The organism is Streptomyces sp. NBC_00576 (genome assembly GCF_036345175.1).
Lineage (GTDB): Bacteria > Actinomycetota > Actinomycetes > Streptomycetales > Streptomycetaceae > Streptomyces.
The window spans coordinates 9,864,108-9,889,128 of the sequence record NZ_CP107780.1 but is presented as its reverse complement, the minus strand read 5'-3'; the positions used below and the strand labels follow the sequence as shown (position 1 = coordinate 9,889,128).

The following is a 25,021-nucleotide window of genomic DNA, read 5'->3' as shown; positions in this document are numbered from 1 at the left end:
TGTTCATCTTGTCCGACCATGTACGTCACCCGGTCGGCTCCAGCTCGGCATCCCGGCGTACGAGGGCCGCGTACCGCCCGTCCTGGCGCAGGAGTTCCTCGTGCGTGCCCCGTTCGACGGCACGCCCGGAGTCCAGGACCACGATCTGGTCGGCGCCCCGGATGGTGGACAGGCGGTGCGCGATGGTGAGCGTGGTGCGGTTGGCCGACAGGGCGTCGATGGCCTCCTGAACGGCGTGTTCGGTGCGCGTGTCCAGGGCGCTGGTCGCCTCGTCCAGGATGAGAACGGGCGGGTCGCGCAGGATCGTACGGGCGATGGCGAGGCGCTGTTTCTCGCCGCCGGAGAAGCGGTGGCCGCGTTCGCCGACGACCGTGTCGTACCCGTCGGGCAGGGAGGAGATGTGGTCGTGGATCTGGGCCGCGCCGGCCGCCGCGTGCAGTTCCTCGTCGGTGGCGTCCGGTTTGGCGAAGCGCAGGTTGTCTGCGACCGTGGCGTGGAAGAGGTACGTCTCCTGGGAGACGACGCCGACCGCGCGGGCGAGCGTGTCGAAGTCGAGGTCGCGGACATCGACGCCGTCGATGGTGACCCGGCCGCCCGTCACGTCGTACAGCCGGGGCACGAGGTGGCCCAGCGTGGACTTGCCGGCGCCGGTCGGGCCGACGACGGCCAGACTGCCGCCCGCAGGGACGTGGATGTCGACGCCGTCGAGGATCGGGCGGCTCTTGTCGTCGTAGCGGAACTCGACGTTCTCCAGCCGGACTTCGCCCTTGACCGTGTCGAGGTGGACCGGGTTCTTGGGCTCGGTGATGTCGATGGGCAGGTCGAGGTACTCGAAGATGCGCTGGAAGAGCGCGAGCGAGGCCTGGATCTGGACGCCGGTGCTCAGCAGGCTGACGGCGGGCCGGAACAGGCCCTGTTGGAGCGAGACGAAGGCGACGAGCGTGCCGATCGAGACGGACGGGCCGCCGAACTGGAGGGCAAGGCCCGCGGTCCAGTAGATGACGGCCGGCATGGCCGACATGACGATGCCGATGACGGCCATCCGCCAGCGGCCGGCCATGCTGGAGCGCACTTCGAGGTCGACCAGACCGTCGGACTCCTCGGCAAAGGCCCTGGTGAGGGAATCGGAGCGGCCCATCGTGCGGCCGAGCAGGATGCCGCTGACGGACAGCGACTCGGTGACCGTGGCGGCCATCGCGGCCATCTGCTTCTGACGCTGGGTGGTGATCCGCTTGCGTTCGTTGCCGACGCGGCGGCTGATCCAGACGAACACCGGCAGCAGGAGCAGCGAGACGACGGTCAGGCGCCAGTCGAGGGCGACCATCGCGACGATCGTGGCGACGACGCTGGTGAAGTTGGAGACCAGGGAGGTCGCGGTGGAGGTGACGGTGGCCTGCATACCGCCGATGTCGTTGGCGATGCGGGACTGGACCTCCCCCGTGCGGGTGCGGGTGAAGAAGGCGAGCGACATGCTCTGCAGGCGGCCGTAGACGGCGGTGCGCAGGTCGTGCATGACGCGCTGGCCGACGGTCGTGGAGATCAGGGTCTGCAGCACGCCGAGGACGCCGCCGAGGACTGCGCTGACGATCATGCCGAGCGCGAGCAGGCTGAGCAGTCCGGTGCGGCCCTCGGGGATCGCGACGTCGAGGGTCTCCTTCAGCAGGAAGGGGGTGGCGACGGAGACGAGGGACGCTGCGGCTACCAGCAGGCCGACGACGGCGAGCCGGCCGCGGTACGGGCGGAAGAGTTTCAGGATGCGGCGGGCCTGGAGCGGCTGGTCCGCCGAGTCGGCGGACGGGGTCCAGGCGGGTTGTTCGGGTTTCATGGGCTCCTTCGGGAGGACCGGTGATGATGACGACTGGCGGAGCATAGCTCATTGTTACCTATGCTCACAATGAACTGCATCCTGATATTGTTCCCGTATGAGTTCCCCCGACGCCGACGGTCCGCTCGCCGACCAGTTGCTGAGTCTGACCCGCCGTCTGCACCGCATCCACAAGCACCAGCTGGAACAGCGCGGAGTCGGCATCACCCCGGCCCAGTCGCGGCTGCTGCGCACCCTTTCGCACCACCTACAGCACCAAGGCTCCCCACCACGGATGGCCGATCTGGCGGAGCACCTGGAGGTGGTGCCCCGGGCGGTGACGACACTCGTGGACGCACTGGAGGCGAGCGGCAAGGTGCGCCGGGTGCCCGATCCCGACAGCCGCCGGGTCATCCGGATCGAACTCACGGACGACGGTCGCAAGGCACTGAGCGAGCTGCGCGGAGCCCGCAGGGCCGCGGCGGAGGAGATTCTCGCGCCGCTGACGGACGAGCAGCGCACGGTGCTGGGCGGGCTGCTGGACACGCTGGTGGACGGGGTCGGCGCGCCACCCGAGCGGCGCTGCTGAGGCCGGGACAACACCGTCCACACAGAGGAACGGGCCGTGGGTCCGCCTCCAGGACTGCTGGAGGCGGACCCACGGCCCGTTCGACTAGCGGGTTCCGCAGGTCAGCTCGCAGGCTCCTTGGCGTCCGACACCTGGGCCGGGACCGCCGCCTTCGCAGGTTCCTCCACCTCGGCTTCGTCGGCCGCGCCGTCGTCGTCTTCGTCGTCGGAGATCACGATCTCCCGGTCCAACACCTTCTTCGCGCGCTCCAGGTCCAGCGCACCCTCCCAGCGAGAGACCGCAAAGACGGCGACGCAGTTGCCGAGCAGGTTCGTGACGACGCGCATCGAGTCCATGATGCGGTCGACGCCCAGCAGCAGCGCGACGGCCCCGGCCGGGATCGCCCCGAGTGAGGAGGCGGTCGCGGACAGGGCGAGGAAGGCCGAACCGGGGATGCCGGCCATGCCCTTGCTGGTGAGCATGAGCACCAGGACCACGGTGATCTGCTGGCCGAGGCTGAGGTCCACGCCCACCGCCTGGGCGATGAACAGAGTGCCGATGGAGAGATAGAGCGACGCGCCGTCGAGGTTGAAGGAGTACCCCGTGGGCAGCACCAGACCCACGGCGTCGTCGCGGGCGCCGGCCTTGCGCAGCTTCAGCATCACGCGCGGCATCACGGACTCGGTGGAGGCGGTGCCGAGCGCGAGGAGCATCTCCTCACGGATGTAGCGGAGGAACTTCCAGAGGCTGAGCCCGGTGACCATCTTGAGAGCGACGGCGAGCAGTGCGACGAAGAGCGCGGCAGCCGCGTAGCAGAGGATGATCAGCTTGGCGTACGTCTCGATCACGCCGAGTCCGTACTGGCCGATCAGGACGGCCATCGCGCCGAAGACCGCGATCGGGGCGAGTCGCATGATGAAGCCGACGACCGCGAAGATGATCTCCTGGGCCTGCTCGATGGCGGGCAGCACCTTCGGCACCTTGGTGTGGCCGAGGTGGAGCAGCGCGGCGCCCACCAGGCAGGCCAGGATCAGCACCTGGAGGAGTTCGTTCTCGGCGAAGGCGCCGATGAAACTGGTGGGAATCGCGTTGACGATGAACTCGGTCGTCGAGGGCAGCGAGCCGCCGCCCGTCTTCGCGTCGATCGCCGAGGTGTCGAGCGTGGACGGGTCGACGTTCATGCCCGAGCCGGGCTGGACGATGTTGGCGGCGAGGAGCCCGATGACCAGGGCGAGCGTGCTCGCCACCTCGAACCAGATCAGGGCCTTGAGCCCGATCCGGCCGAACGCCTTGAGATCTCCGGCCTTGGCGATGCCGACGACGACCACACAGAACACGAGCGGCGAGATGATCGTCTTGATGAGCCGGGTGAAACCGTCGCCGAGCGGCTTGAGATCTATGGCCACGTCGGGCCACAGTTTGCCGACGACGATGCCGAGGACCAGCGCGACGGCAACCTGCGCGAACAGTGAGGTACGCAGTATGCGTACGCCGCGTCGCGGCAGGGACGGTACGGACTGCGGCACGAGCACTCCTCCAAGGGTTTCTGGGATGCGGAAAAGCGCTTCCGCGTCGCACACACTATTGAGGAGCTGTTCGCCCCGTCTGCAACTTGCGTATAACGGCCGCGTAAATCATCGACCGCCCCCACAGTCCGCTCACAGCACCGTCAGCAGCGGCTCCGGTCCTCCGTGAGCAACCCCTGCACGGTCACCAGCGAACGGTCATGGCATCCGGCCGAGCCGTACAGCCGGTAGCGCTCGCTCGACGTCCCGACGGCGTGGCGCTGGTCGCGCGGCACGTTCGCCGTATACGTCGCGTCGCCCGCGTACGCGTCGTCGAGCCACGACCACGCCGTACGACGGCCCGCGGACGTCTCGGTGACGGCCTCCCGGTCGCCGAGTGTCAGCACGGTCCGCAGCCGGTCGCCCGCGCCGAGGGTGGTCGTGCCGTCCATCGTGTACGTCCGCCCCGTGCGGGTCGTCCTGGCCGGCCCGCGCCCGTCGACGGTCACGTTCTCGGCGTCCGTCCAGGTGGCGGTGAGCCCGTCGGTGTTCTCGCCGTCGGTCCAGCCGTGCACGGAGGTGCCCGCGAGGGCGCGGCTGACGGTGGTGACGACCCGGCCGTGCGAGGTGTCGACATACCCGGCGACGGTCAGCCGGTGAGCGCCGTCGGTGTCGAGGCGGTGCTGTTCGTCGGCCGAACCGGGCGTGTACGTCGAGGAGTTGGCGAGGTCGCTCGCGTGGTGGGCGGTGAGCCTGCCGGTGACCCGCGCGCGCTCGGCGTCCTGCCAGACCAGGACGTTGACGGGGGTGCTCCAGCCCGCCTGCCCTTCCGGGACGCCGACGACGGAGACCTCCACGTCATGCGGGCGGCCGTCGTTGAGAAGCCCGGCGAAGGGGGTCAGATCGTATTCGATCGGTTTGATGTCGAAGGCGCGCGGCCCCGGAATCACGTACCAGAGAAAGGGGTTGGACCAGCCGCCGGTCCACACGGTCGGGAAGGGTGCGGCGATTCCGGCCAGTTGTCCGTCGATCTTGATCTGCACCTCGCGGTACGGGCCGTCCGTGGCCTTGCAGGAGTAGGGGGCGGCGTCGGGGACGGTGAGGTACCAGTACTCCTCGCAGCCGCCGCCGGAACCGGTCGCGTACACCTCGGCGACGATGCGTTCACTGTTGCGCGGGGTGGTGAGGGTGCCGTCCTGGAGGGTGAGAACGCGGTCGGGGGTGTCCTTCGCGACGGGTGTCCCCCGGTAGAACGTCAGCGTGACCTTGACGTCGAGGATGCCCGTGTAGGTGTCGTTGACAACGTTTCCGATGAGCATCTCGACGGGCTGGGCCTTGCTCAGAGTGTCGCTGTAGCGCGTGACATCCTTCTCCACGGACCAGGCGATACCGTCCGGCGAGGGCTGCGGAGTTGAGGTACGCAGGACTTCGACGCCGCCGAGGTGGAGGTATCCGAGGCGGTCGTACTGACGGCCCTTCACCTTGCCGTCCATCCTCAGCACGACCTTGTTCCAGCTCGCGCCGCAACCGCTCGGGGGCGTGTACGTGCCCTGGTAGGGCGTGAAGTCCTTGAACTGGGCCTCGGCTACGGTGACTTCGCAGGACGGGGAGCCGACCGGCCGGGTGACCGCGGGCGCGGCGGTGACCGGGTCGTGCCAGTCGGTGCCGAACTCGGCGGGGACGTCGACCGCACGGGTGGCCGCCGCAGCCGACTGGGCGGGACTCGCTCCGAGGACGGTGCTCGCCAGGAGGGTCGCTCCGGCAAGCATGGACATGATGATCCGGCTTCTCATGGCCGGTGTTCTACGGGCAGTCGGCCCCGCACGGCAATGAGGCGAACAACCGCCAATCGGGCCGAATCCACGCCTCTCGCCGGAAAACCGTTTGCCTCCGGCCACTCTGTGGAGCGAACCTTTCACGGCCCGTTGTAGGCATTACCCGCCCCTCCCAACCCCCCACGACCACCCCCTCATGCGAGATGCGAGCCACTGGGACGTCATGAAGATCCAAGACCTTCCGTATCCCGACCCTGGTGAGCCGGATGCGCGCTCGGGCCCCAGATTTCTGTGGTGGCTGTTCCGCAACCAGCTCGGCGGGCAGTTCACCTCCCTCGCCTGGGGGTTGGTGCACTTCGTGGCCGTCTCCGGGCTGCCGTTCGGCGTCGGATTCGCCGTCCAGGCCGTCGTCGACCGCTCGGGCGGGCGGCTGGCCCTCGCGGGCGGGCTGATGGTGGGGTGCGGCGTGGCCATCGCACTCGGCGACAGCATGCTGCACCGGGCCGCGGTCACCAACTGGATCACGGCCGCCGCCCGCGTCCAGCAGCTCCTTGCCCGCAAGACCGCCCAGCTGGGCTCGGCACTGACGCGGCGGGTAGCGGCCGGTGAGATCGTCGCCGTCTCCACAGGGGACGTGGAGAAGATCGGCTGGTTCGTGGAGGCCCTCTCCCGGTTCACCGCCGCCGCCCTGACCGTCGTCCTGGTCTGCGTCGGCCTGTACGTCTACCAGCCGGCGCTCGGCATCGTCGTCGCCGTGGGTGTCCCCGTCCTCGCCCTCGCCGCGCTGCCGCTGCTGCCCCGGGCCACCCGGCGCGCCGACTTCCAGCGCGAGAAGGCGGGCCGCGCGACCGAACTGGCCTCGGACACCGTCGCGGGACTGCGGGTGCTGCGCGGCATCGGCGGCGAGGAGCTCTTCCTCGACCGCTATCGCCGGGCCTCGCAGGAGGTGCGTCACGCGGCCGTGCGCAGCGCCCGTATGTGGGCACTGATCTCGGCGATCCAGGTGCTGCTGCCGGGCCTGCTGATGATCGCGGTCATCTGGCACGGTGTGCACCTGGCGAGGCAGGGCCGGATCACCGTCGGCGAGCTGGTCACCGTGTACAGCGCGGTCATGCTGCTGACGTATCCGCTGCGGCACTTCGAGGAGATCGCCATGGCGTACTCCTTCTCGCGGCCCTCCGCTAAACGGGCCGCGCGGGTGCTGTCCCTCGAGCGCGCCACGGACACGGCGGGCTCGCGCGAGGCGGTGGTACCGGCCGGCGATCTGTACGATCCCGCGACCGGGCTGCTGGCACCCGCCGGACGTCTGACCGCCGTGGTGTGCGGCGATCCCGACGCGGCGGGTCTGCTGGCGGAGCGGCTGGGCGGGCACCCCTCCGAGGAGGGCACGTCGGCGCTCCTCGGAGGGGTGCCGCTCGACGAGCTACCGCTCTCCAGCACCCGAACGGCCGTCCTCGTCCAGGACAAGGACCCGGTGCTGCTCTCCGGTTCGCTGCGCGAGCTGCTCGACGTGCCCGCCTCGGGTGCGGTGAGCGCCGCCGCGGCGCTGGCCGCCGCCCAGTGCGGGGACGTACTGGAGGCACTCGTGCAGGGGTCGCTCGATGCCGAGGACCCGCTGGACGCGCGGATCACCGAGCGCGGACGGTCACTGTCGGGCGGGCAGCGCCAGCGGCTGGCGCTGGCACGGTCGCTGATCACGGACCCCGAGGTGCTCGTGCTCGACGAACCGACGTCGGCCGTCGACTCGCACACCGAGGCCCGGATCGCCGACGGGGTGCGGGAGTTGCGCGCCGGCCGCACGACCGTCGTGTTCACCTCCTCACCGCTGCTCCTGGACCATGCGGACCGGGTCGTGCTGATCCACGAGGGCGAGGTCGCCGCGGTCGGTGTGCACCGCGAACTGGTGCACAAGGAACCGCGATACCGGGCCGTGGTGACCCGGGAGACCGAGGACGAGGCGGCCATCGGCCGCGAGCTGGACGACCTGGGTGAACTGGAAGAGCTCAAGGAAATCGGAGAGACGGCATGATCGGCATGGCGCCACCGGTGTACGACCCGGCGGCCCCGACAACGGCGAGCACCCTGCCGGTCGGTGCCCCCGCGACCGTACGCGCCTACGTGAGCGAACTCTTCCGCAGGCACCGCCGTGCCTTCCTGCTGCTGGTCACCGTCAACACGGTCTCCGTGGTGGCCTCCATGGTCGGTCCGTACCTGCTGGGCGACCTCGTCGAACGGGTTTCGGACGACGCCCGCGAACTCCATCTGGAGCTCACCGTCGGCCTGTTCGCCGCCGCGCTGGTCGTGCAGGCCGTCTTCGTACGGCAGGTGCGGCTGCGCGGTGCGATGCTCGGCGAGCGGATGCTGGCCGATCTGCGCGAGGACTTCCTCGTCCGGGCGGTCGGGCTGCCGCCGGGTGTTCTGGAGCGGGCCGGCACGGGTGATCTGCTCTCCCGCATCACGACCGACATCGACCGGCTCGCCAACGCGATGCGCGAGGCCGTGCCGCAGCTCGCCATCGGCGTGGTGTGGGCGGCGCTGCTGCTCGGCGGCCTCGTCGTCACGGCACCACCGCTGGCGCCGGCCGTGCTCCTCGCGGTGCCGCTGCTGGTGGTCGGCTGCCGCTGGTACTTCCGGCGCGCACCCTCCGCCTACCGCTCCGAGGCCGCCGGGTACGCCGCCGTCGCCGCCGTGCTCGCGGAGACCGTGGACGCCGGACGGACCATCGAGGCCCACCGGCTGGGCGAACGCCGGATCGAACTGTCGGACCGGCGGGTCAGGGAATGGACGGCCTGGGAGCGCTACACGCTGTGGCTGCGGTGTGTGCTCTTCCCCGTCATCAACGCCACCCATGTGACCGTGCTCTGCTCGGTGCTGATGGTCGGCGGGGTCTTCGTGCTCCAGGGCTGGATCGACGTGGGCCAGCTGACCACGAGCGCTCTGCTCGCCCAGATGCTCGTCGACCCCGTGGGGATCATCCTGCGCTGGTACGACGAGCTCCAGGTCGCCCAGGTGTCGCTGGCCCGGCTCGTCGGGGTCCGGGACATCGAGCCGGACGCCGGTGACCCCTCGCTTGCCCCGGACGGGCGGGACGTGCACGCGCACCAGGTGCACTTCGGCTACCGGGAGGGCGTGGACGTACTGCGCAAGGTGTCCCTGGAGGTCGCGCCGGGCACCCGGCTGGCTCTGGTGGGCCCCTCGGGCGCGGGCAAGTCCACGCTGGGCAGGCTGCTCGCCGGGATCTACGCGCCCCGGACCGGCCGTATCACCCTGGGCGGCGCCGAACTGTCGAAGATGCCGGCCGAGGAGGTCCGCTCGCACGTCGCGCTGGTCAACCAGGAGCATCACGTCTTCGTCGGCTCCCTGCGCGACAACCTGCTGCTCGCCCGCACGGACGCCGGGGACGCCGAACTGTGGGCCGCGCTGGGCGCGGTCGACGCGGACGGCTGGGCCCGGGCGCTGGACGAGGGGCTGGACACCGAGGTCGGCTCGGGCGGGTTCACGCTCACCCCGGCGCAGGCCCAGCAGATCGCGCTGGCCCGGCTGGTCCTGGCCGACCCGCACACACTCGTCCTGGACGAGGCGACCTCGCTCCTCGACCCGCGAGCGGCCCGTCATCTGGAGCGGTCCCTGGCCAGGGTCCTGGACGGCCGTACGGTCGTCGCCATCGCCCACCGGCTGCACACGGCCCATGACGCGGACGTCATCGCCGTCGTGGAGAACGGCCGGATCAGCGAGCTGGGCAGCCACGACGAGCTGGTCGCGGCGGACGGGGCGTACGCGGCGCTGTGGCGGTCGTGGCACGGGTGACACACCGCTGATCGGGCAGCGGGGCGGGGCCTGGTCGGCTTCGTCCCGTTGCGCGCTCCCGACGGGGAGTGGAACGCTGGAGGCGGCTGCCCGCTCCTGTGGGCGGCAGCGGGGTCGGTCCCCACCCACCTGGAGGTACCCGTGGACAGTGACGAGGGATGGGGAGACGACGTCTACCAGCCCGACGGATCCGAGGTACAGGACGACGCGGGCCTCCTGGACGCCGAGGACACCCTGCTCACCGACGGGGTGAGGGACCCCCTCGACCGTGGCTGGTCCCCTCCGGACCGTCCCTGGGCGGTGGAGCGTTCCGGTGTGACGGCGGCGGAGCGCAGGCAGGGCGAGACGCTGGACCAGCGCCTCGCGGAGGAGCTGCCGGACGTCGCGGCATCGGACGGCGACGGCATCGGCGACTGGGCGGGCATGGACGGCGAGCCGCTGGACAACGAGGTGGGCGCCACCCGTTCCGGTCGCCTGGTGGCCCCCAACGAGGGCGCGCACGAGGACGAGGAGAGCGGGCTGATCGCCACCGACGTGGGCATCGACGGCGCCGCGGCCTCGGCCGAGGAGGCCGCGATGCACATCGTCGACGAGGACGCCCTGTCCGGCTGACTGTCCCCCTGACACGAAGGCCCGGAGGGGCCGCCGACCGTCCGAGCGAGGAGAACACCCATGCAGCAGGACAAGCAGCCCGCCTACCACCCGGTCGTCTTCCGGGACCGGGCCGCCGGATACGCCTTCCTGACCCGGTCCACCGCGACGAGCGAGCAGACCATCGAGTGGGACGACGGGGAGACGTACCCGGTGGTGGACGTGGAGATCTCCTCCGAGAGCCACCCCTTCTACACCGGCAAGGCCCGGACGGTGGACACCGAGGGCCGCGTCGCCGCCTTCGAACGGCGCTACGGCGGCGGGGAGGGCCAGAGCTGAGACGGCTGTCTCAGCAGTGGGCCTCAGATGAAGTTGAGCGCTGCCGCGCAGCCCACTCCCCCGAGCAGCATGAACGCCGGCATGAGCACCTTCAGCTCGACCCAGCTTCCCGCCCGGAACCGCAGCGCCTTCGGCGGACCGATCGGGTACCAGCGCTTGCGGCCGATCGGGATCGGCCACAGCACCGGGCAGCCGGACACCGTCAGCGCGTCCCCGATGTCGTGCACCAGCGCGCCCAGCACGATCGGCAGCCCGAGCCACAGGTACTGCTGCCCCGGGTCCGTGAACAGCCAGTCCGAGCCGTTGCCCGGTTTGTCCAGGACACCGGCCAGGATCCAGGCACTGGTCGCGGCCAGCAGCCAGACCAGGATGTCGGCGCTGGAACCGCGGGTCGCCCGCCACAGCAGGCCTTCGATGGCGAGCACGATGTGCACGAAGAGGAGCGCCAGCACCGCCCAGCGGCCCCCGGCGATCGCGACGGCGGAAGCGCCCGCGCCGATCAGGACCGCCCACAGCCAGGTGTGCGTCAGTGTCCGGTGCCCGCCCGAGCGACGCGGGTCGCCCTGCTTCTTCGTCGCCTTGTAGACGGCGTAGGAGAGCTTGTCGACGATCTCGCACAGACCGCGCGAGATCGGCCCGAAGGCGCGCGAGATGGTCGCCGCCTTGTGGTCGAGGTCCGGGGCGAGTGCGGCACCGGCGCAGATCAGGGCACCGACCAGGACGACCGGCCAGGGCATCGGTTTGCCTGCCGCCGCCGCGGCGGCTCCGACACCGAGCCAGGCAGCGGCCCCCGAGAGTGAGTGTGCTGGTCCCATCATGGCCGTTTTCCGCCCTATTCCTCGTACGCCGCTGTCCAGTTGACCGGGTGCGCTGACGCTCCGTCGGCGACACAGCGTAGCGGCCGTGATCTTCGGACGGGCATCCGATTCCCCCTTCACCTGGGATCACAGGCAAGATGGGGGCGTGACCCTCATCGATCAGCTGCCGAAGACCGCAGACCCCGACGCCCTCTACGAAGCCTTCGAGTCGTGGTCCCAGGAGCGCGGTCTCACGCTCTACCCGCACCAGGAGGAGGCGCTGATCGAGGCGGTCTCGGGTGCGAACGTGATCGTGTCGACGCCCACCGGCTCCGGAAAGAGCATGATCGCGGCAGGTGCGCACTTCGCCGCGCTGGCCCGCGACGAGGTCACCTTCTACACGGCTCCGATCAAGGCGCTGGTCTCCGAGAAGTTCTTCGAGCTGTGCAAGATCTTCGGTACGGAGAACGTCGGCATGCTGACCGGCGACGCCTCGGTCAACTCCGACGCCCCCGTCATCTGCTGCACGGCCGAGGTACTGGCGTCCATCGCGCTGCGCGACGGCAAGCAGGCGGACGTCGGCCAGGTCGTGATGGACGAGTTCCACTTCTACGCCGAGGCCGACCGCGGCTGGGCCTGGCAGATCCCGATCCTGGAGCTGCCGCAGGCGCAGTTCATCCTGATGTCGGCGACGCTGGGCGACGTCTCGATGTTCGAGAAGGACCTCACTCGCCGCACCGGTCGCCCGACCTCGGTGGTTCGCTCGGCGATCCGCCCGGTCCCGCTGTCGTACGAGTACAAGCTGACGCCGATGACCGAGACGCTGACGGAGCTGCTGGAGACCCGGCAGGCGCCCGTCTACATCGTGCACTTCACCCAGGCGCAGGCGGTGGAACGGGCGCAGGCGCTGATGAGCATCAACATGTGCACGCGCGAGGAGAAGGACAGGATCGCCGAGCTGATCGGCAACTTCCGCTTCACCACCAAGTTCGGCCAGAACCTGTCCCGTTACGTCCGGCATGGCATCGGCGTCCACCACGCCGGCATGCTCCCGAAGTACCGCCGCCTGGTCGAGAAGCTGGCCCAGGCAGGCCTGTTGAAGGTCATCTGCGGCACGGACACGCTCGGCGTAGGCGTCAACGTGCCCATCCGTACGGTGCTGTTCACGGCGCTGACGAAGTACGACGGCAATCGTGTACGGAACCTGCGCGCGCGTGAGTTCCACCAGATCGCCGGTCGGGCGGGCCGTGCGGGCTTCGACACGGCGGGCTTCGTCGTCGCGCAGGCGCCCGAGCACGTTATCGAGAACGAGAAGTCGCTCGCCAAGGCGGGCGACGACCCGAAGAAGCGCCGCAAGGTGGTCCGCAAGAAAGCACCCGAGGGTTTTGTCGGCTGGACGGAGAGCACCTTCGACAAGCTGATCGTCTCCGATCCGGAGCCGCTGATGTCCCGCTTCCGGGTCACCCACACGATGCTGCTGTCGGTGATCGCCCGTCCCGGCAACGCCTTCGACGCGATGCGGCACCTGCTGGAGGACAACCACGAGCCGCGCAAGCAGCAGCTGCGGCACATCCGGCGCGCGATCGCCATCTACCGCTCGCTCCTGGACGGCGGCGTCGTCGAGAAGCTCGACGAGCCGGACGCGACCGGCCGCATCGTGCGCCTGACCGTGGATCTCCAGCAGGACTTCGCTCTGAACCAGCCACTGTCCACCTTCGCGCTGGCCTCGTTCGAGCTCCTGGACCCGGAGTCGCCGTCTTACGCGCTGGACATGGTGTCGGTGGTCGAGTCCACGCTGGACGATCCGCGCCAGATTCTCGCGGCCCAGCAGAACAAGGCGCGCGGCGAGGCCATCGGGGCGATGAAGGCGGACGGCGTCGAGTACGAGGAGCGTATGGAGCGCCTCCAGGACGTCTCGTACCCGAAGCCGTTGGAGGAGTTGCTCTTCCACGCCTACGACACTTACCGCAAGAGCCACCCGTGGGTCGGCGATCATCCTCTCTCCCCCAAGTCCGTCATCCGTGACATGTACGAACGCGCCATGACCTTCACCGAGTTGGTGTCGCACTACGATCTGGCCCGCACCGAGGGCATCGTGCTGCGCTATCTCGCCGGCGCTTTCAAGGCCCTCGACCACACCGTCCCCGACGACCTCAAGTCCGAGGACCTGCAGGATCTGATCGCCTGGCTGGGCGAGATGGTGCGCCAGGTCGACTCCAGCCTCCTGGACGAGTGGGAGCAGCTCGCCAACCCGGAGGTGATGACCGCCGAGGAGGCCCAGGAGAAGGCCGACCAGGTCAAGCCGGTCACGGCCAACGCGCGTGCCTTCCGTGTCCTCGTCCGCAACGCCATGTTCCGTCGTGTCGAGCTGGCCGCGCTCGACCAGGTGGGGGCACTGGGCGAGCTGGACGCGGAGGCCGGCTGGGACGCCGACGCGTGGGGCGAGGCGATGGACAAGTACTGGGACGAGTACGAGGACCTCGGCACCGGCCCCGACGCCCGTGGGCCTCGGCTGCTGATGATCGAGGAGGAGCCGCAGAACAGGCTGTGGCGCGTCCGTCAGGCCTTCGCCGACCCGAACGGCGACCACGACTGGGGCATCAGCGCGGAGGTCGACCTCGTGGCCTCTGACGCGGAGAGCCGCGCCGTCATCAAGGTCACCGCCGTCGGCCAGCTGTGAGCACAGGAGAATCGCACCCATGACGAACGCAGCCGAGAGACTCGTCGACCTGCTGGACCTGGAGCAGATCGAGGTCAACATCTTCCGTGGCCGCAGCCCCGACGAATCCCTCCAACGGGTCTTCGGCGGCCAGGTGGCGGGCCAGGCGCTGGTCGCCGCCGGGCGCACCACGGACGGCGAACGTCCGGTGCACTCATTGCACGCGTACTTCCTGCGCCCGGGCCGTCCGGGCGTGCCGATCGTGTACCAGGTCGAACGGGTCCGTGACGGCCGGTCGTTCACGACCCGGCGGGTCACGGCCGTGCAGCAGGGCCGCACGATCTTCAATCTCACCGCCTCCTTTCACAAGCCCGAGGAAGGCAGCTTCGAACATCAGCTGCCGCCGGCCCGGAAGGTCCCCGATCCGGGGTCCCTGCCGAACGTCACCCAGGAGATCAAGGAGCATCTCGGCGCGCTGCCCGAGCAGTTCGAGCGAATGGCGCGCCGTCAGCCCTTCGACATCCGTTATGTGGACCGCTTGCTCTGGACCCCCGAGGAGGTCCAGCAGTTGGAGCCGCGCAGCGCGGTGTGGATGCGCACGGTCGGCCCGCTGGGGGACGATCCGCTCGTCCACACGTGTGCGCTGACGTACGCCAGCGACATGACGCTGCTGGACGCCGTCCGACTCCCGGTGGAGCCCCTGTTCGGCCCACGCACCTTCGATATGGCCTCGCTGGACCACGCCATGTGGTTCCACCGGCCGTTCCGCGCGGACGAGTGGTTCCTGTACGACCAGGAGTCCCCCATCGCCACGGGCGGGCGCGGGCTGGCTCGCGGCCGGATCTACGACGTCGAGGGCAGGCTGCTCGTCTCCGTGGTCCAGGAGGGTCTGTTCCGGAAGCTGAGCTGAGGGCCCCGTCCGGTTCAGACTCGCGCGGCGCGCCTGCGGTCCCGCGCGGGTCGTGGGTTTCTGCCGCGCAGGCGGCTCAACAGGCCGCGGGTTCGCTCAGGTGCCCCGGGTTGCTCGGAAACCTCGGGTCGGCTGACCTGCAGCGGGGGCGAGGACCGGACGTGCTCCTGTTCGAGCTCTTCGTACGGGAGCGGGGCGTGTTCCGACCTCGGGCGAGGTGCGGGTCGGTGGTCACGGGCCTCGGCCAGGGTTTCGGTCAGGTCTGCGCGGAGCCAGCCGATCTCGTCCTGGTCGTCCGCGGTCATGATCCGTTCGGCCAGTCGGGCGGCAGGCGACCCCGGCACGCCGTGGGCCGACTGTTCGGGCCGGAAGCGGTTCAGGTAAGCGCGTTCGTACGGGTCGTTGACGATTTCCGCGACCTGGGCGGGGTCGAGGAAGGACGCCACGACTGCCGCTCGCGCCCACGGGCCGTCGGCCGTTCGGAGCAGGAATCCCAGTTGCCGTCCCCGCCAGTTGCGGGACCGCAGGTCAAATCCTGCTTCGAGTTGGTCCCGCAGACTTTGGGACGTACGGCCGGTCAGCAGCGGGGCGGTGTCCTTGCCGGCCGCGAACTGCCGTAGTTCGTCGGCGAGATAGAGCCAGACCACGGCCCGGTAGCGGTTGAGGTAGAAGTTCACCGGCGTCACCAGCCCCAGCCGGGCGAGGCGGGTGAACCGGGTGGGAGTCACATGCATGAGCTTCGCGCCATCCGCCGTGCCCACCGCTCGGACGCGTTCGCGCAGCGTTTCGGGGAAGCGTTGGTCATTGCGCAGCCGGTCGATCTCGTCGCGGCCGACGCGTCGGCCGCCGCCCCCTTCGTCAGGAACGGTCCGGACGCACCCGAGATGGATCGCGAGGTCGAACTCGCGTCGTTTGAGCCCCAGTTCGCGTGCGGCACGGCTCGGCGCAAAGGGTGCGCCGGAAGTGTGGAGCCTGCCGGTGGCCGGTACGACGGCGGTCTGGGCGGGTTGTGTGATGCCGGTGGCGGACATGGTCGGTCTCCCCCGTGGAGTGGCTGGCCCGCGCCGTGTGCGCCGGCCTCGGGAAAAACCGTAGCCGCTTCGGCGCCCACCCGGGCAAGCCTGTGGATAACTCTCACCGGAGCAGCATATTCGCAGGTCAGGCCTCTGATGTCGGGATGTTTTCGGGTTGCCTGGCATCCACGTCGAGGTGTTCGCCGACCCGATTGACGAGCAGTGTCATCTCGTATGCGATCTGGCCGATGTCGGCGTCCGCAGCGCCGAGTACGCACAGACAGCTACCGGTACCGGCCGCCGTGACGAACAGCACCGCGTCGTCGAACTCGATCATTGTCTGACGTACCTTGCCGGCGCCGAAGTGGCGTCCCGAGCCTTTCGCCAGGCTGTGCAGGCCCGAGGACACGGCGGCGAGATGTTCGGCGTCCTCACGTCGAAGTCCCGCGCTCGCGCCTGTCACCAGCCCGTCGTTCGACAGGACCAGCGCATGTCGTATGTGTTCGACACGCTCGGTCAGATCGTCCAGCAGCCAGCCAAGTCCTTGGTTCTGAGCCATGTTTGTGATCTCCCCGTGCGGCAGGTCCTCCAAGCCGAAGGATCCGGTCAGCCAGCCTTCCCCACGGCCGCCCTCCGAGCAAGCAGGACGGGTTCATGGCGCAGAGGGAACGGTGTTGCGGGGGATCAGCCGCGTGCTCCTCGTGTCAGCTCACCGAGTCGAGCAGCCGGGCGGTGTGCATCCGCCCGGCGTACTCGACCAGCCGGATCAGTACTTCCTTGCCCGAATCGCGGTCGCGGGCGTCGCAGAGCACCACTGGCGTGCCCTGGTCGAGGTCGAGGGCGCGCGACACGTCCTGGGCTCCGTAGGCCCGGGCGCCGGCAAAGCAGTTGACGGCCACCACGAACGGGATGTGCCGGTGCTCGAAGTAGTCCACTGCGGGAAAGCAGTCCTCCAGTCGGCGGGTGTCCGCGAGGACGACGGCTCCGAGGGCGCCCTGCGACAGTTCGTCCCACAGAAACCAGAAACGGTCCTGGCCCGGCGTACCGAAGAGGTACAGGGAGAGGCCCGACCGGATGGTGATGCGGCCGAAGTCCATGGCGACGGTTGTCGTGACCTTCTGGTCCACGCCGTCGGTGTCGTCCACCAACTGGCCGGCCTCGCTCAGTAGTTCCTCGGTTCGCAGTGGCCTGATCTCACTGACCGCGCCCACCAAGGTGGTCTTGCCCACGCCGAATCCGCCGGCGACCAATATCTTCAACGCCAGGGCTGACATTTCGTCGTCCGTGGCGTCGGAGTGCTCGGAGACCATCGATCACTTCTCTCGGGAGGTGCCGGCAACGGTCGAAGTCCGTAGGCAGCATCATGGCAACGACTGTTCCCCGTCGGGGGATTGGACCGCTATTAGCCCGACGGGAGCGGCTTGCGCCCGTCAGGTGTCCGGAAGAGGGCACAACTCGGCCTGGTCCGGATGGTTCCACGTCTCTCTTCTACAGCGCCCTCAGCCCTTCGATCACCTCTCGCAGGATGCGTTCGTCGGGCAGTTGTGCGGGCGGTACCGGACGGCTGACGATGACGCGGCCCAGCTCCAGGAGGTCGCCGAGCAACACCCTCACCACCCCTACGGGGAGGTCCGTGCCCGCGGAGAGTTCGGCGACGGACTGCGTCTCCGTACGGCACAGGTCGATGAGGGCCCGGTGCTCTGGTCCGAGCACGGTGTCGTCGTCCATGCCGGGTGCGCCCGTGTCGAGCGTGACGAGCGCGATCAGGTCGAAGCGCACCCCAGTGGGGCCGGGTCTGGTGCGTCCGCCCGTCATGGCGTACGGGCGGACGAGGGGCCCGGCCTCGTTGTCGTACCACTGGCTGCCCGGCTCCTGCAGGGTGCCTGTCGTGTCCTCGGTCATCTGTGCGGGCCGCCCTCTCGCCTCATCCGGCGGCGTGCGGGCGCGCCGCTGCTCGCGGCGCCGTGTGGAGGTGCTCGCCCACGCGCTTCACCAGCCGTGCCATCTCGTATGCCACGAGACCTATGTCGGCGGTCACGGCGGTGAGTACGGCGAGGCAGGAGCCGTCACCGGCGGCGGCGACGAACAGGAAGCCGTCGTCCATCTCCACCATGGTCTGACGCACGCCACCGGCACCGAAGTGCCGTCCGGCGCCTTTGGCCAGGCTGTGGAAGCCGGAGGCGACCGCGGCCAGATGCTCCGCGTCCTCGCGCTTGAGATCGGTGGAGGCGCCCACCGCGAGGCCGTCGTTGGACAGCACCACCGCGTGCCGCACCTCGCTGACACGCAGTACCAGGTCGTCGAGCAGCCAGTCGAGTTCGCCGGACCGCCGCTCCGCCCTCGTGCTCGGGTCCTTGATCATGCGCGGTCTCCTTCGCTGCTGTCTCTGCCGGTTTCGGGGCCTGGGCCGGCTCCGCGGCCGGGTGAGCTGCCGCCGCCGCGCACCCAGCCGTCGCGGTAGGCCGCCATGCGGTCCCGTACGGCCTCGGGGGTGCGCTTGTCCTCGCTTCGGGAGCCCGGCGTCCGGGCCGGCTCTTCGGGGCGCTGTTCGCGCAGTTGGGGGGCGAGGTGTGCCTGGCGGACGCGTCGCGGGAGGTCGTCGGACTCCTCCTCTTCGACGGGGCCCTCGGGCGGACGGTGCAGCCGCAGGGCGGTGACCCGTGGTGGTGGCGATTCGGGGGCGGTCTCCGCGGAGGCCTGTGCGGGAGCCACCAGTGCGGGGCGGTCCGCCGATGCCTGGACCGGTTCCTGGGGCGGGTCGGCGGCAGCGGGCACGCGCGCGTACTCGCGTTCGACGGCTCGCTCCCGGTCCACCGCGGCGCGCGGAGAGCGGTCCGCCGCGCCGCCGTGCAGCAGTGCCGTGGGCAGCAGGACGACCGCGGTGGTGCCGCCGTAGGGCGAGGTCCGCAGATGCACCTTGATGCCGTGCCGGGCAGCGAGCCTGCTGACCACGAAGAGGCCGAGCCGGTCGCTGTCGAACAGGTCGAGCGCCTCGGACTGTTCGATGCGGCGGTTGGCCTCGGCGAGGGTCTCCTTGCCCATCCCGAGTCCCCGGTCCTCGACCTCCACGGCGTAGCCGTTGCCGACCGGTTCGCCGGTGATGCGCACCCTGGTGTGCGGAGGTGAGAACTGGGCGGCGTTCTCGACGATCTCCGCCAGGAGATGCGTGAGGTCGGCGACGGCGGTGCCCGCGACCGACGCCTCGGGGAACTGTCGTACCTCCACGCGCGCGTAGTCCTCGACCTCGGAGACGGCGGCGCGGACCACGTTCGTCAGGGAGACCGGCAGGCGCCAGGCCCGGCCGGGTGCCGCTCCGGAGAGGATGATCAGGCTCTCCGCATGGCGCCGCATACGGGTGGTGAGGTGGTCGAGCCGGAACAGGTCGCTGAGTTCGTTCGGATCGTCGGATCTGCGCTCCATGCTGTCGAGGAGGCTCAGTTGGCGGTGCACGAGGACCTGGCTGCGGCGCGCGAGATTGACGAAGACCCCGGAGATGCCGCTGGCCAGTTCCGCGCGTTCCACGGCGGCGCGCAGGGCGGCGCGGTGGACGGTGCCGAGGGCCTCCGCGACCTGTTCGGTCTCGTCCTCGGCGGGCGGTCCGGGGGGTGCCTCGGCCCGGATGTCGATCTCCTCTCCCGCGCGCAGCTTCAGCATGGCCTGCGGCAGCTTGTGGCGGGCGATCTCCAGGGCGCTGTTGCGCAGGCTCACCAGCTCGACGACGAGGCCGCGTCCGATGCGTACGGAGATCACCAGGGACGCGGCGACAGCGGCGAGGCCGAGCAGGACCGCGGCGCCGGCCGGGGTGAGCAGACCCCGGGTGAAGGGGTCGGCCCGGTCCGCGACGTCGTGGCCCGCGTCCGCCTCGATGGCCCGCATACCGCCCTGCACGCGTGCGTGTGTCCTGGTCCAGGTGGCTTCGGGCGCGGCAGCGATCGCCCTGACGCCCGGGCGGGTGCCGAGCACCTTGTTCTCGACGGCGGCCAGAGTGGCGTACGCGCTGCCTGCCGCGAGGTTCTGCCAGGTGGCTCGTTCCGGGCCGCGCAGGTCCGAGACGGTGGCTTCGAGGAGGGTGAGGCGGGTGTTGACGGCCCCGGTGAACAGCCGCAGCCGTTGTCCGTCGAGGCGCCCGGCGAGCCGCGCCCCGGCGAGTACGGCGTCCTCCTGCGCCAACGCCTCTCCCGCGCGGGAGAATTCGAGCAGCACGCGCGCGTCGGAGCCGAGTTCGGCGTCCTGGATGCCGGTGAGCGCACCGCCCACGGCGAAGGCCGCCGAGATGGTCCTCGTGTACTGCGCGTACGCCTCGGACCAACCGGTACGGCGGTCGAGGACCGAGGTCCGCAGGGTGCGCAGTTGTTCGACGTCGGCGACGAAGGTCTCCAGGCGGTCCGCCACTCCGGCGGGCAGTTCCTCGCCGTCGGCGACGGTGTTGCGGTCGCCGAGGCGCAGCTTCGCCACGGTCCCGTCGGTGCGCTCGCCCAACGTTGTGAGGTCTACGCCTGGGACTGCGGCCGGATCGGTGGCGTGGCGTACGGCGGCCTCGCGTTCGGCCTGGAGTGCGGCGACGGCGGCGGCGACCGGGGCACGCACCTGAGTGTCGACGCGTTGCAGCTGCCGCAGCCGGGCGACGTCCTGGGCTGTGGTGACAGTGGCGTACGCCCACAGCGCGAGCAGGGAGACGACCGGCACCATCAGAAGGCAGACGATCTTGGCGCGGACGGTTCCCGGCCGCATACGCCAGCGTCCCGCGCGCGTGGGTATCTCGTCGGGCAGAGCCCCGAGGGGCTCCTCGGAGACTTCATCGGCCGGCGGACCGGCGTGCGCCCGGCGTCCGCGCACCGGGAGCGCCGCCCCGGGGGCGGCTGTGGGTGTCCTGCGGGGTGTACGCATGGCCTCCTCGCTCGTGGTGGTTCGGGGCGTGCCGCGCGGGCCGCGCAGGCCCTGTGCGCGCTCCTAACGGGCAGCGACGCTCTCGACCGGTCGCTGGGCGGACTCGGATGCCTCGCGTTCCCCGGCCGTCGGCGACAGGGCGACGAACGCCGAGGTCAGGAAGAGATAGGACCCGAGGCCGACGGCGAGGGGGAAGATGAACTGCATCGCCGTGGCCCCGGGCAGCACCTCGCCGGAAGGCGTGACGTCCACGTGCACCGCGAACATCCCGGTGTAGTGCATGCTGCTGACGGCCGCCCCCATGACGAGTGAAGCGACCGTCACCGCGATCGGCGACCGGATGTTCAGCGCCGCCCACAGGGCCGCGGTGGCCGCGACGACGGCGATCACCACGGAGAGCGCGACGAGCACCGGGTCGTATTTCACATCACCGTGCAGCCGTACCGCGGCCATACCGAGGTAGTGCATGCTCGCCACGCCCAGCCCGGTGGTGAGGCCGCCGACGAAGAGCGCCCGGGCGCGATCGTGCCCGTAGCCGACGGCGAAGACTCCGGTGGAGACGACGGCCATGGCGACGAGGAGGCTGAGGATGGTCAGCGGCACGTCGTAGCGGATGTCGGTGCCGCCGACACTGAAACCGAGCATGGCCACGAAGTGCATGGTCCAGATGCCGGTGCCGATCGCGGAGGCGGCGGTGAGAAGCCAGTTGCGGCGCGAGCGCCCGGTCGCGCCGAGCGCACGGACGGTGCAGCGCAGCCCGAGGGCGGCCCCTATGCAGGCCATCACGTATGACAGTACGGGGGTCAGCCAGCCGAAGGCGGCGTGGTCCAGGTGTCCCATGACCACGGGACGCTAGTGGGGGGACGGGCGCGCAAAGGGGGCGCATTTCGAAAGGTATTGAAATATGGCAGGGAATTGCGCCTGAACGATCGCGTCCAGCTCGAACGTGTGCGCTGTGCGGTACTTCTCGTCCGTGCGGGATCATGCGGAACATGAGCGACGACCACACACACGTCCAGGAGTTCTTCTCCGCCCGCGTGCTGGACGCCGACCGTGGCGCTGGGCACGCCCTGACGCCGCTACGTGCCGCCGTGGGGCCTTCGGGAGTGGTCCTGGGAGCGGGATCGGAGCCGCTCGACGCGGTGTTCGCGGCGAGCTGACCGCGCACCTGCCGCATCCGGCCGAGAAGCTACTTCGCTGGCCGTCCGACTGGCGTGACCTGCGCGGTCATCGGCGTGCGGAGCACCTCACCGCACGTGCCCTCTTCTGCCGCCGGAACTCCAACTCTACGTTGGACAACAGCAGATGAACGATCAACCATGGCAACCACACAGGGGGAAGGGTGGTCCGCATGTTCGGCGGTATCCATAAATCGTTCACGAGATTTCTCCGTTCCTGGCGCTCGGAGGAAGGCGCGGGGCGGGAGAAGCGCACGCACAATCTCTTCGAGGCCGCTGCCGTGTATGTGTCGGCGTGCGTGGAGGACGACCAGGATCGGATGGACGAGGCCGTGGCCTGGGTGTCTCCGGAGGCACTGTCGTTCGGGGTGAACGAGCTGGCGTGCCGTGCTGTCATCGCGTTGGCCAGGGAGCGCGACGAGTCGCCGCGGACGGTCGCCCGGGAACTCCTTGGGCTGCCGACAGCCTGACCGAAGCGGGAACATCTGGTCGATTCCCCCCTGTCCGGCAGGAAAGCAGCAGCTCCGGATGGGGTGGGAGTCGTGACAACGGCCTTCCGCTCGGATTAGGGTGCGCGCCGATGGACGAACCGATGGGGAGGCTGGGATGGCAGAGACGGACGAGGGAGCCGTCGCCACCGCGGACGACGCGCTCTATGTGCTCACGGCGATGCTGCTGACGCCCGCGCAGTTCCCGAGTGTGCTGGGCGACGACTATCCGGAGGCCTGTGCGGCGCTCGGCCTCGCGCCTCTCGCCGACGGGTACGGACTGGTGCTCGGCCAGGACGGCGACGGCGCGCGGTGGACCGTGGTCATCGACGACGTCTCCCTGGTCGCGGTCGCGATCGCGTCGTGGGACTGCGGAATGGAGTACGACCTGTCGCCGGAGGAGCACACCGTCGTCGCGGCCCTCCCCGGCTGGCCTCTCGCGGTCGCCGTCGCGGCTCCCGACGTGCCCGCGCCGCACGACCCGGGCCCCGAACTCACGGACCGACCGCCTCTTGCTCCGCCGGACACCGCCTCGTGGGGCCCGGCCCAGCGGCGCCTAGGCGCCGACCAGATCGCTCTCCAGTGGGCGACCTGGCGGGAGCAGCTCAGCGACGAGGACTTCAGCCCTCCGGGCGGCAGGCCGGCGGCACCCGAGGGCGAGCCGGACGGGCCCGGGGCGGACACCGATCGGCCTGCGGACACCGCGGCCCCGGCCGGGGCCACCCCGAGCCAGGCCGAAGGCACCGTGAGCCGGTCCCGGGCCGGCATCCGGCGTGTCCTCACGGAGGCACGCGCGTACGTGGAGACTCCTCCGCCCCTCGGCCGCGTCCGCTCCTCCTTCGCTCCCGGCGACGCGCGGACGCTGCGCGCCGACGGTCCCGGCTGGTCGATGGTGGCCAGGACCGACGACATCGCCTTCGTCCTGCTCGACGACGAGCCCGGAGAGGTGCTGCCGGTGGGCCGGGGCCCGGAGCTGCCCGGTCTCCTCGAAGCGCTCGACAGGATGGCTGTACGCCCGAGCTGAGCCCCGCCGGCCCATGCCGCCCGGATCCCGTGTTTCCGGGCGGCACAGGTCACGCCGATCGCCCTGTGTGCCACGCGGGGCGTCAGCCGGAGTAGGGCGCGCGGGAATTCAGCCGACGCCGCTTCAGCGGCCGATCTCCTTACGTGTGACGCGGCGCAGCCTGCGCCGCTGTGCGGGGTCCAGCGTGAGATAGGCAGCCGCCGGAACTCCCAGCACTATCAGCAGCGCGGCCCACCAGGGCAACCAGATCAACAGGATGAGCCCGACTGCCACGCCCCCTGCGGCGATCTTCGCGTTCCTCGACATGAGTGTCGCCTCCTTCGCGGCCACGGCCGCTCTCTGCTCTGGAAAACGGGTTCGCGCCTCCCACGGTTCCGGACCGCGCCCCTGAGACGCCCCTGAGATGCGACCCCTACTCGCCCCTGAGGGGCTCTCCCACCTCGTACATGTGCCGCAGAGCCTGCCGGTACGAGTCGACGAGCCCCGTCTCCGTATAGGAGATACCCAACTCACGGCAGTAGGCGCGCACCATCGGTTGGGCGAGCCGCAGATGTGGGCGGGGCATGCTCGGGAAGAGGTGGTGCTCGACCTGGTAGTTGAGGCCGCCGAGGAACCAGTCGGTCAGGGCGCTGCCGCGGACGTTGCGCGAGGTGAGCACCTGGCGGCGCAGATGACCCCAGCGCTCGCCGTCGGGATCGGGCATCTCCATGCCCTTGTGGTTGGGGGCGAAGGCCATGCCCAGGTGGAGACCGACCAGAGCCTGGTGGAGGGCGGCGAAGGCGACTGCCTGGCCGAGCGAGAGGGAGGTCAGCAGCAGCGTCGTGTACGCGGCGACGTGGGTCACCAGGAGCACGGCTTCCACGGCTCGTTCGCGGGGTGCCTGTCGGCGCAGGTCCTTGAAACCGGAGATCTTGAGAGCGATGCCTTCGAGGAGGGTGAGCGGGAAGAAGAGCCAGGCCTGATTGCGGGTCAGCCAGCGTCGAAAGCCGGTGCGATGCCGCGCCTGTTCGCCGGTGAACACCAGGACGTCGGCGACGACGTCGGGGTCCTTCTCGATGTGGTTGGGGTTGGCGTGGTGGCGGTTGTGCTTGTCGACCCACCAGGAATAGCTCATCCCCAGCAGCAGGTCGGCGTGGAGCAGGCCGATCGCACGGCTCATGGCCCTGTTGCCGGTGATCTGTGAGTGGCCCGCGTCGTGACCTATGAAGGCTGTACGCGCACAGAACACAGCGAGCGGCGGGGCGAGGAGCAGCACCCACCAGGAGCTGCCGATCAGCACGATGCCGGTGACGATCACGGCCAGAGCGAGCAGGTTGGCGAGGATCCCTGACGCGTACCAGGCGTACCGCCGCTCCAGAAGCCCTTGCCCCTTGACGGCCCGCAGAAGGGGCGCGAACTCGCTGCCGCCGGACTGCGCGGAAGGGGTCCCCGGAGGTTCGGCGGCGAGGACAGCGGTCTGCGGCATGGTCGGTCTCCGGGTCTCTTCGAGGATCGGGCTGACCTGAGGAAACGTACGAAATGGTCACCCTTGGCGACCATGGCGCCACCACCCGTTTCCTTGCGGGGGAAAGCCCCGCTGTCTCCAGGGGGTTGATGACACCTCCGGGAAAGGTGACCCGGGTCACGGCTCAGCGATGCCGGGCAGGTCGCCGGGGTGCTGTACCCTCGGCGGCTCG

At 70.0% G+C, this 25,021-nt stretch carries 22 protein-coding genes and 1 pseudogene; 10 read left to right on the top strand and 13 right to left on the bottom strand.

The window, feature by feature from the left end:
- Positions 1 to 25 precede the first annotated feature (25 nt).
- Positions 26 to 1,825 (bottom strand): ABC transporter ATP-binding protein, encoded by a 1,800-nt coding sequence (locus OG734_RS42965; RefSeq protein ID WP_330292790.1) that lies wholly within the window; start codon positions 1,823 to 1,825, stop codon positions 26 to 28.
- Positions 1,826 to 1,922: 97 nt separating this feature from the next.
- Between OG734_RS42965 and OG734_RS42960 the strand changes: the two genes are divergently transcribed.
- Positions 1,923 to 2,393 (top strand): MarR family winged helix-turn-helix transcriptional regulator, encoded by a 471-nt coding sequence (locus OG734_RS42960; RefSeq protein WP_330292789.1) that lies wholly within the window; start codon positions 1,923 to 1,925, stop codon positions 2,391 to 2,393.
- 101 nt (positions 2,394 to 2,494) lie between these two features.
- On the opposite strand, the gene OG734_RS42955 is transcribed toward OG734_RS42960, so the two are convergent.
- Both OG734_RS42955 and OG734_RS42950 read right to left on the bottom strand, forming a co-directional pair.
- Positions 2,495 to 3,898: a cation:dicarboxylate symporter family transporter gene (locus OG734_RS42955; RefSeq protein ID WP_330292788.1), complete on the bottom strand. Its 1,404-nt coding sequence runs from the start codon at positions 3,896 to 3,898 to the stop codon at positions 2,495 to 2,497.
- A gap of 143 nt (positions 3,899 to 4,041) precedes the next feature.
- Positions 4,042 to 5,670: a peptide-N4-asparagine amidase gene (locus tag OG734_RS42950; RefSeq protein WP_330292787.1), complete on the bottom strand. Its 1,629-nt coding sequence runs from the start codon at positions 5,668 to 5,670 to the stop codon at positions 4,042 to 4,044.
- A 205-nt stretch (positions 5,671 to 5,875) separates the two neighbouring features.
- On the opposite strand from OG734_RS42950, the gene OG734_RS42945 reads away from it, so the two are divergent.
- The 4 genes from OG734_RS42945 to OG734_RS42930 all read left to right on the top strand — a co-directional run bounded on the left by OG734_RS42945 (position 5,876) and on the right by OG734_RS42930 (position 10,389).
- Positions 5,876 to 7,681: an ABC transporter ATP-binding protein gene (locus tag OG734_RS42945; protein ID WP_330294000.1), complete on the top strand. Its 1,806-nt coding sequence runs from the start codon at positions 5,876 to 5,878 to the stop codon at positions 7,679 to 7,681.
- On the top strand, positions 7,678 to 9,459 hold the full coding sequence (locus OG734_RS42940; protein ID WP_330292786.1) for an ABC transporter ATP-binding protein: 1,782 nt from the start codon (positions 7,678 to 7,680) through the stop codon (positions 9,457 to 9,459). The genes OG734_RS42945 and OG734_RS42940 overlap by 4 nt, the downstream gene beginning before the upstream one ends.
- A 141-nt stretch (positions 9,460 to 9,600) precedes the next feature.
- On the top strand, positions 9,601 to 10,071 hold the full coding sequence (locus OG734_RS42935) for a DUF5709 domain-containing protein (protein WP_330292785.1): 471 nt from the start codon (positions 9,601 to 9,603) through the stop codon (positions 10,069 to 10,071).
- 60 nt (positions 10,072 to 10,131) lie between these two features.
- Entirely contained in the window at positions 10,132 to 10,389 is a 258-nt protein-coding gene (locus tag OG734_RS42930) for a type B 50S ribosomal protein L31 (RefSeq protein ID WP_330292784.1), read from the top strand.
- 23 nt (positions 10,390 to 10,412) lie between these two features.
- Here the strand turns inward: OG734_RS42930 and OG734_RS42925 are convergent, their stop codons facing one another.
- Positions 10,413 to 11,207, bottom strand: a complete 795-nt coding sequence (locus tag OG734_RS42925; RefSeq protein ID WP_330292783.1) for a metal-dependent hydrolase — start codon at positions 11,205 to 11,207, stop codon at positions 10,413 to 10,415.
- A 145-nt stretch (positions 11,208 to 11,352) separates the two neighbouring features.
- On the opposite strand from OG734_RS42925, the gene OG734_RS42920 reads away from it, so the two are divergent.
- Both OG734_RS42920 and OG734_RS42915 read left to right on the top strand, forming a co-directional pair.
- Positions 11,353 to 13,866, top strand: coding sequence for a DEAD/DEAH box helicase (locus OG734_RS42920; protein WP_330292782.1), 2,514 nt, complete (start codon positions 11,353 to 11,355; stop codon positions 13,864 to 13,866).
- A 19-nt stretch (positions 13,867 to 13,885) separates the two neighbouring features.
- Entirely contained in the window at positions 13,886 to 14,755 is an 870-nt protein-coding gene (locus OG734_RS42915; protein WP_330292781.1) for an acyl-CoA thioesterase, read from the top strand.
- A gap of 14 nt (positions 14,756 to 14,769) precedes the next feature.
- Here OG734_RS42915 and OG734_RS42910 read toward each other — a convergent pair whose 3' ends face one another.
- From OG734_RS42910 to OG734_RS42880, 7 genes are all read right to left on the bottom strand, one after another.
- Positions 14,770 to 15,786 carry a DUF6397 family protein gene (locus OG734_RS42910; RefSeq protein ID WP_330292780.1) on the bottom strand — a complete coding sequence of 339 codons (1,017 nt, stop codon included), beginning with the start codon at positions 15,784 to 15,786 and terminating at the stop codon, positions 14,770 to 14,772.
- Between the two features lie 127 nt (positions 15,787 to 15,913).
- Positions 15,914 to 16,327 (bottom strand): roadblock/LC7 domain-containing protein, encoded by a 414-nt coding sequence (locus OG734_RS42905; protein ID WP_330293999.1) that lies wholly within the window; start codon positions 16,325 to 16,327, stop codon positions 15,914 to 15,916.
- Between the two features lie 145 nt (positions 16,328 to 16,472).
- Positions 16,473 to 17,078: a GTP-binding protein gene (locus OG734_RS42900; protein ID WP_330292779.1), complete on the bottom strand. Its 606-nt coding sequence runs from the start codon at positions 17,076 to 17,078 to the stop codon at positions 16,473 to 16,475.
- A gap of 178 nt (positions 17,079 to 17,256) precedes the next feature.
- Positions 17,257 to 17,670, bottom strand: a complete 414-nt coding sequence (locus OG734_RS42895; RefSeq protein WP_330292778.1) for a DUF742 domain-containing protein — start codon at positions 17,668 to 17,670, stop codon at positions 17,257 to 17,259.
- A 22-nt stretch (positions 17,671 to 17,692) separates the two neighbouring features.
- Positions 17,693 to 18,130, bottom strand: a complete 438-nt coding sequence (locus OG734_RS42890; protein ID WP_330292777.1) for a roadblock/LC7 domain-containing protein — start codon at positions 18,128 to 18,130, stop codon at positions 17,693 to 17,695.
- Positions 18,127 to 20,655: a sensor histidine kinase gene (locus OG734_RS42885; protein ID WP_330292776.1), complete on the bottom strand. Its 2,529-nt coding sequence runs from the start codon at positions 20,653 to 20,655 to the stop codon at positions 18,127 to 18,129. The genes OG734_RS42890 and OG734_RS42885 overlap by 4 nt, the downstream gene beginning before the upstream one ends.
- 63 nt (positions 20,656 to 20,718) lie before the next feature.
- Positions 20,719 to 21,495 (bottom strand): MHYT domain-containing protein, encoded by a 777-nt coding sequence (locus tag OG734_RS42880; RefSeq protein WP_330292775.1) that lies wholly within the window; start codon positions 21,493 to 21,495, stop codon positions 20,719 to 20,721.
- A gap of 143 nt (positions 21,496 to 21,638) precedes the next feature.
- Between OG734_RS42880 and OG734_RS42875 the strand changes: the two are divergent.
- The 3 genes and pseudogenes from OG734_RS42875 to OG734_RS42865 form a co-directional block, all read left to right on the top strand.
- Positions 21,639 to 21,847 (top strand): annotated as a pseudogene (locus OG734_RS42875) (SAM-dependent methyltransferase); the annotation flags it as partial.
- Positions 21,848 to 22,006: 159 nt separating this feature from the next.
- The gene (locus OG734_RS42870; protein ID WP_330292774.1) at positions 22,007 to 22,303 is read left to right on the top strand and encodes a hypothetical protein; all 297 of its coding nucleotides are present in this window, start codon (positions 22,007 to 22,009) and stop codon (positions 22,301 to 22,303) included.
- Positions 22,304 to 22,439: 136 nt separating this feature from the next.
- On the top strand, positions 22,440 to 23,345 hold the full coding sequence (locus OG734_RS42865; protein WP_330292773.1) for a hypothetical protein: 906 nt from the start codon (positions 22,440 to 22,442) through the stop codon (positions 23,343 to 23,345).
- A gap of 123 nt (positions 23,346 to 23,468) precedes the next feature.
- Here the strand turns inward: OG734_RS42865 and OG734_RS42860 are convergent, their stop codons facing one another.
- Both OG734_RS42860 and OG734_RS42855 read right to left on the bottom strand, forming a co-directional pair.
- Positions 23,469 to 23,651 (bottom strand): hypothetical protein, encoded by a 183-nt coding sequence (locus tag OG734_RS42860; protein WP_330292772.1) that lies wholly within the window; start codon positions 23,649 to 23,651, stop codon positions 23,469 to 23,471.
- A 106-nt stretch (positions 23,652 to 23,757) separates the two neighbouring features.
- Positions 23,758 to 24,810, bottom strand: coding sequence for an acyl-CoA desaturase (locus OG734_RS42855; RefSeq protein ID WP_330292771.1), 1,053 nt, complete (start codon positions 24,808 to 24,810; stop codon positions 23,758 to 23,760).
- Positions 24,811 to 25,021: the final 211 nt, after the last annotated feature.

Excerpts from the sequence above, each read along its gene's own strand:
- OG734_RS42870 (WP_330292774.1), top strand. The coding sequence starts at position 22,007 with ATGTTCGGCGGTATCCATAAATCGTTCACGAGATTTCTCCGTTCCTGG.
- OG734_RS42890 (WP_330292777.1), bottom strand. The coding sequence starts at position 18,130 with ATGATCAAGGACCCGAGCACGAGGGCGGAGCGGCGGTCCGGCGAACTC.
- OG734_RS42865 (WP_330292773.1), top strand. The coding sequence starts at position 22,440 with ATGGCAGAGACGGACGAGGGAGCCGTCGCCACCGCGGACGACGCGCTC.
- OG734_RS42965 (WP_330292790.1), bottom strand. The coding sequence starts at position 1,825 with ATGAAACCCGAACAACCCGCCTGGACCCCGTCCGCCGACTCGGCGGAC.
- OG734_RS42925 (WP_330292783.1), bottom strand. The coding sequence starts at position 11,207 with ATGATGGGACCAGCACACTCACTCTCGGGGGCCGCTGCCTGGCTCGGT.
- OG734_RS42885 (WP_330292776.1), bottom strand. The coding sequence starts at position 20,655 with ATGCGTACACCCCGCAGGACACCCACAGCCGCCCCCGGGGCGGCGCTC.
- OG734_RS42915 (WP_330292781.1), top strand. The coding sequence starts at position 13,886 with ATGACGAACGCAGCCGAGAGACTCGTCGACCTGCTGGACCTGGAGCAG.
- OG734_RS42910 (WP_330292780.1), bottom strand. The coding sequence starts at position 15,786 with ATGTCCGCCACCGGCATCACACAACCCGCCCAGACCGCCGTCGTACCG.
- OG734_RS42960 (WP_330292789.1), top strand. The coding sequence starts at position 1,923 with ATGAGTTCCCCCGACGCCGACGGTCCGCTCGCCGACCAGTTGCTGAGT.
- OG734_RS42880 (WP_330292775.1), bottom strand. The coding sequence starts at position 21,495 with ATGGGACACCTGGACCACGCCGCCTTCGGCTGGCTGACCCCCGTACTG.
- OG734_RS42900 (WP_330292779.1), bottom strand. The coding sequence starts at position 17,078 with ATGGTCTCCGAGCACTCCGACGCCACGGACGACGAAATGTCAGCCCTG.
- OG734_RS42950 (WP_330292787.1), bottom strand. The coding sequence starts at position 5,670 with ATGAGAAGCCGGATCATCATGTCCATGCTTGCCGGAGCGACCCTCCTG.
- OG734_RS42905 (WP_330293999.1), bottom strand. The coding sequence starts at position 16,327 with ATGGCTCAGAACCAAGGACTTGGCTGGCTGCTGGACGATCTGACCGAG.
- OG734_RS42860 (WP_330292772.1), bottom strand. The coding sequence starts at position 23,651 with ATGTCGAGGAACGCGAAGATCGCCGCAGGGGGCGTGGCAGTCGGGCTC.
- OG734_RS42945 (WP_330294000.1), top strand. The coding sequence starts at position 5,876 with ATGAAGATCCAAGACCTTCCGTATCCCGACCCTGGTGAGCCGGATGCG.
- OG734_RS42940 (WP_330292786.1), top strand. The coding sequence starts at position 7,678 with ATGATCGGCATGGCGCCACCGGTGTACGACCCGGCGGCCCCGACAACG.
- OG734_RS42895 (WP_330292778.1), bottom strand. The coding sequence starts at position 17,670 with ATGACCGAGGACACGACAGGCACCCTGCAGGAGCCGGGCAGCCAGTGG.
- OG734_RS42930 (WP_330292784.1), top strand. The coding sequence starts at position 10,132 with ATGCAGCAGGACAAGCAGCCCGCCTACCACCCGGTCGTCTTCCGGGAC.
- OG734_RS42855 (WP_330292771.1), bottom strand. The coding sequence starts at position 24,810 with ATGCCGCAGACCGCTGTCCTCGCCGCCGAACCTCCGGGGACCCCTTCC.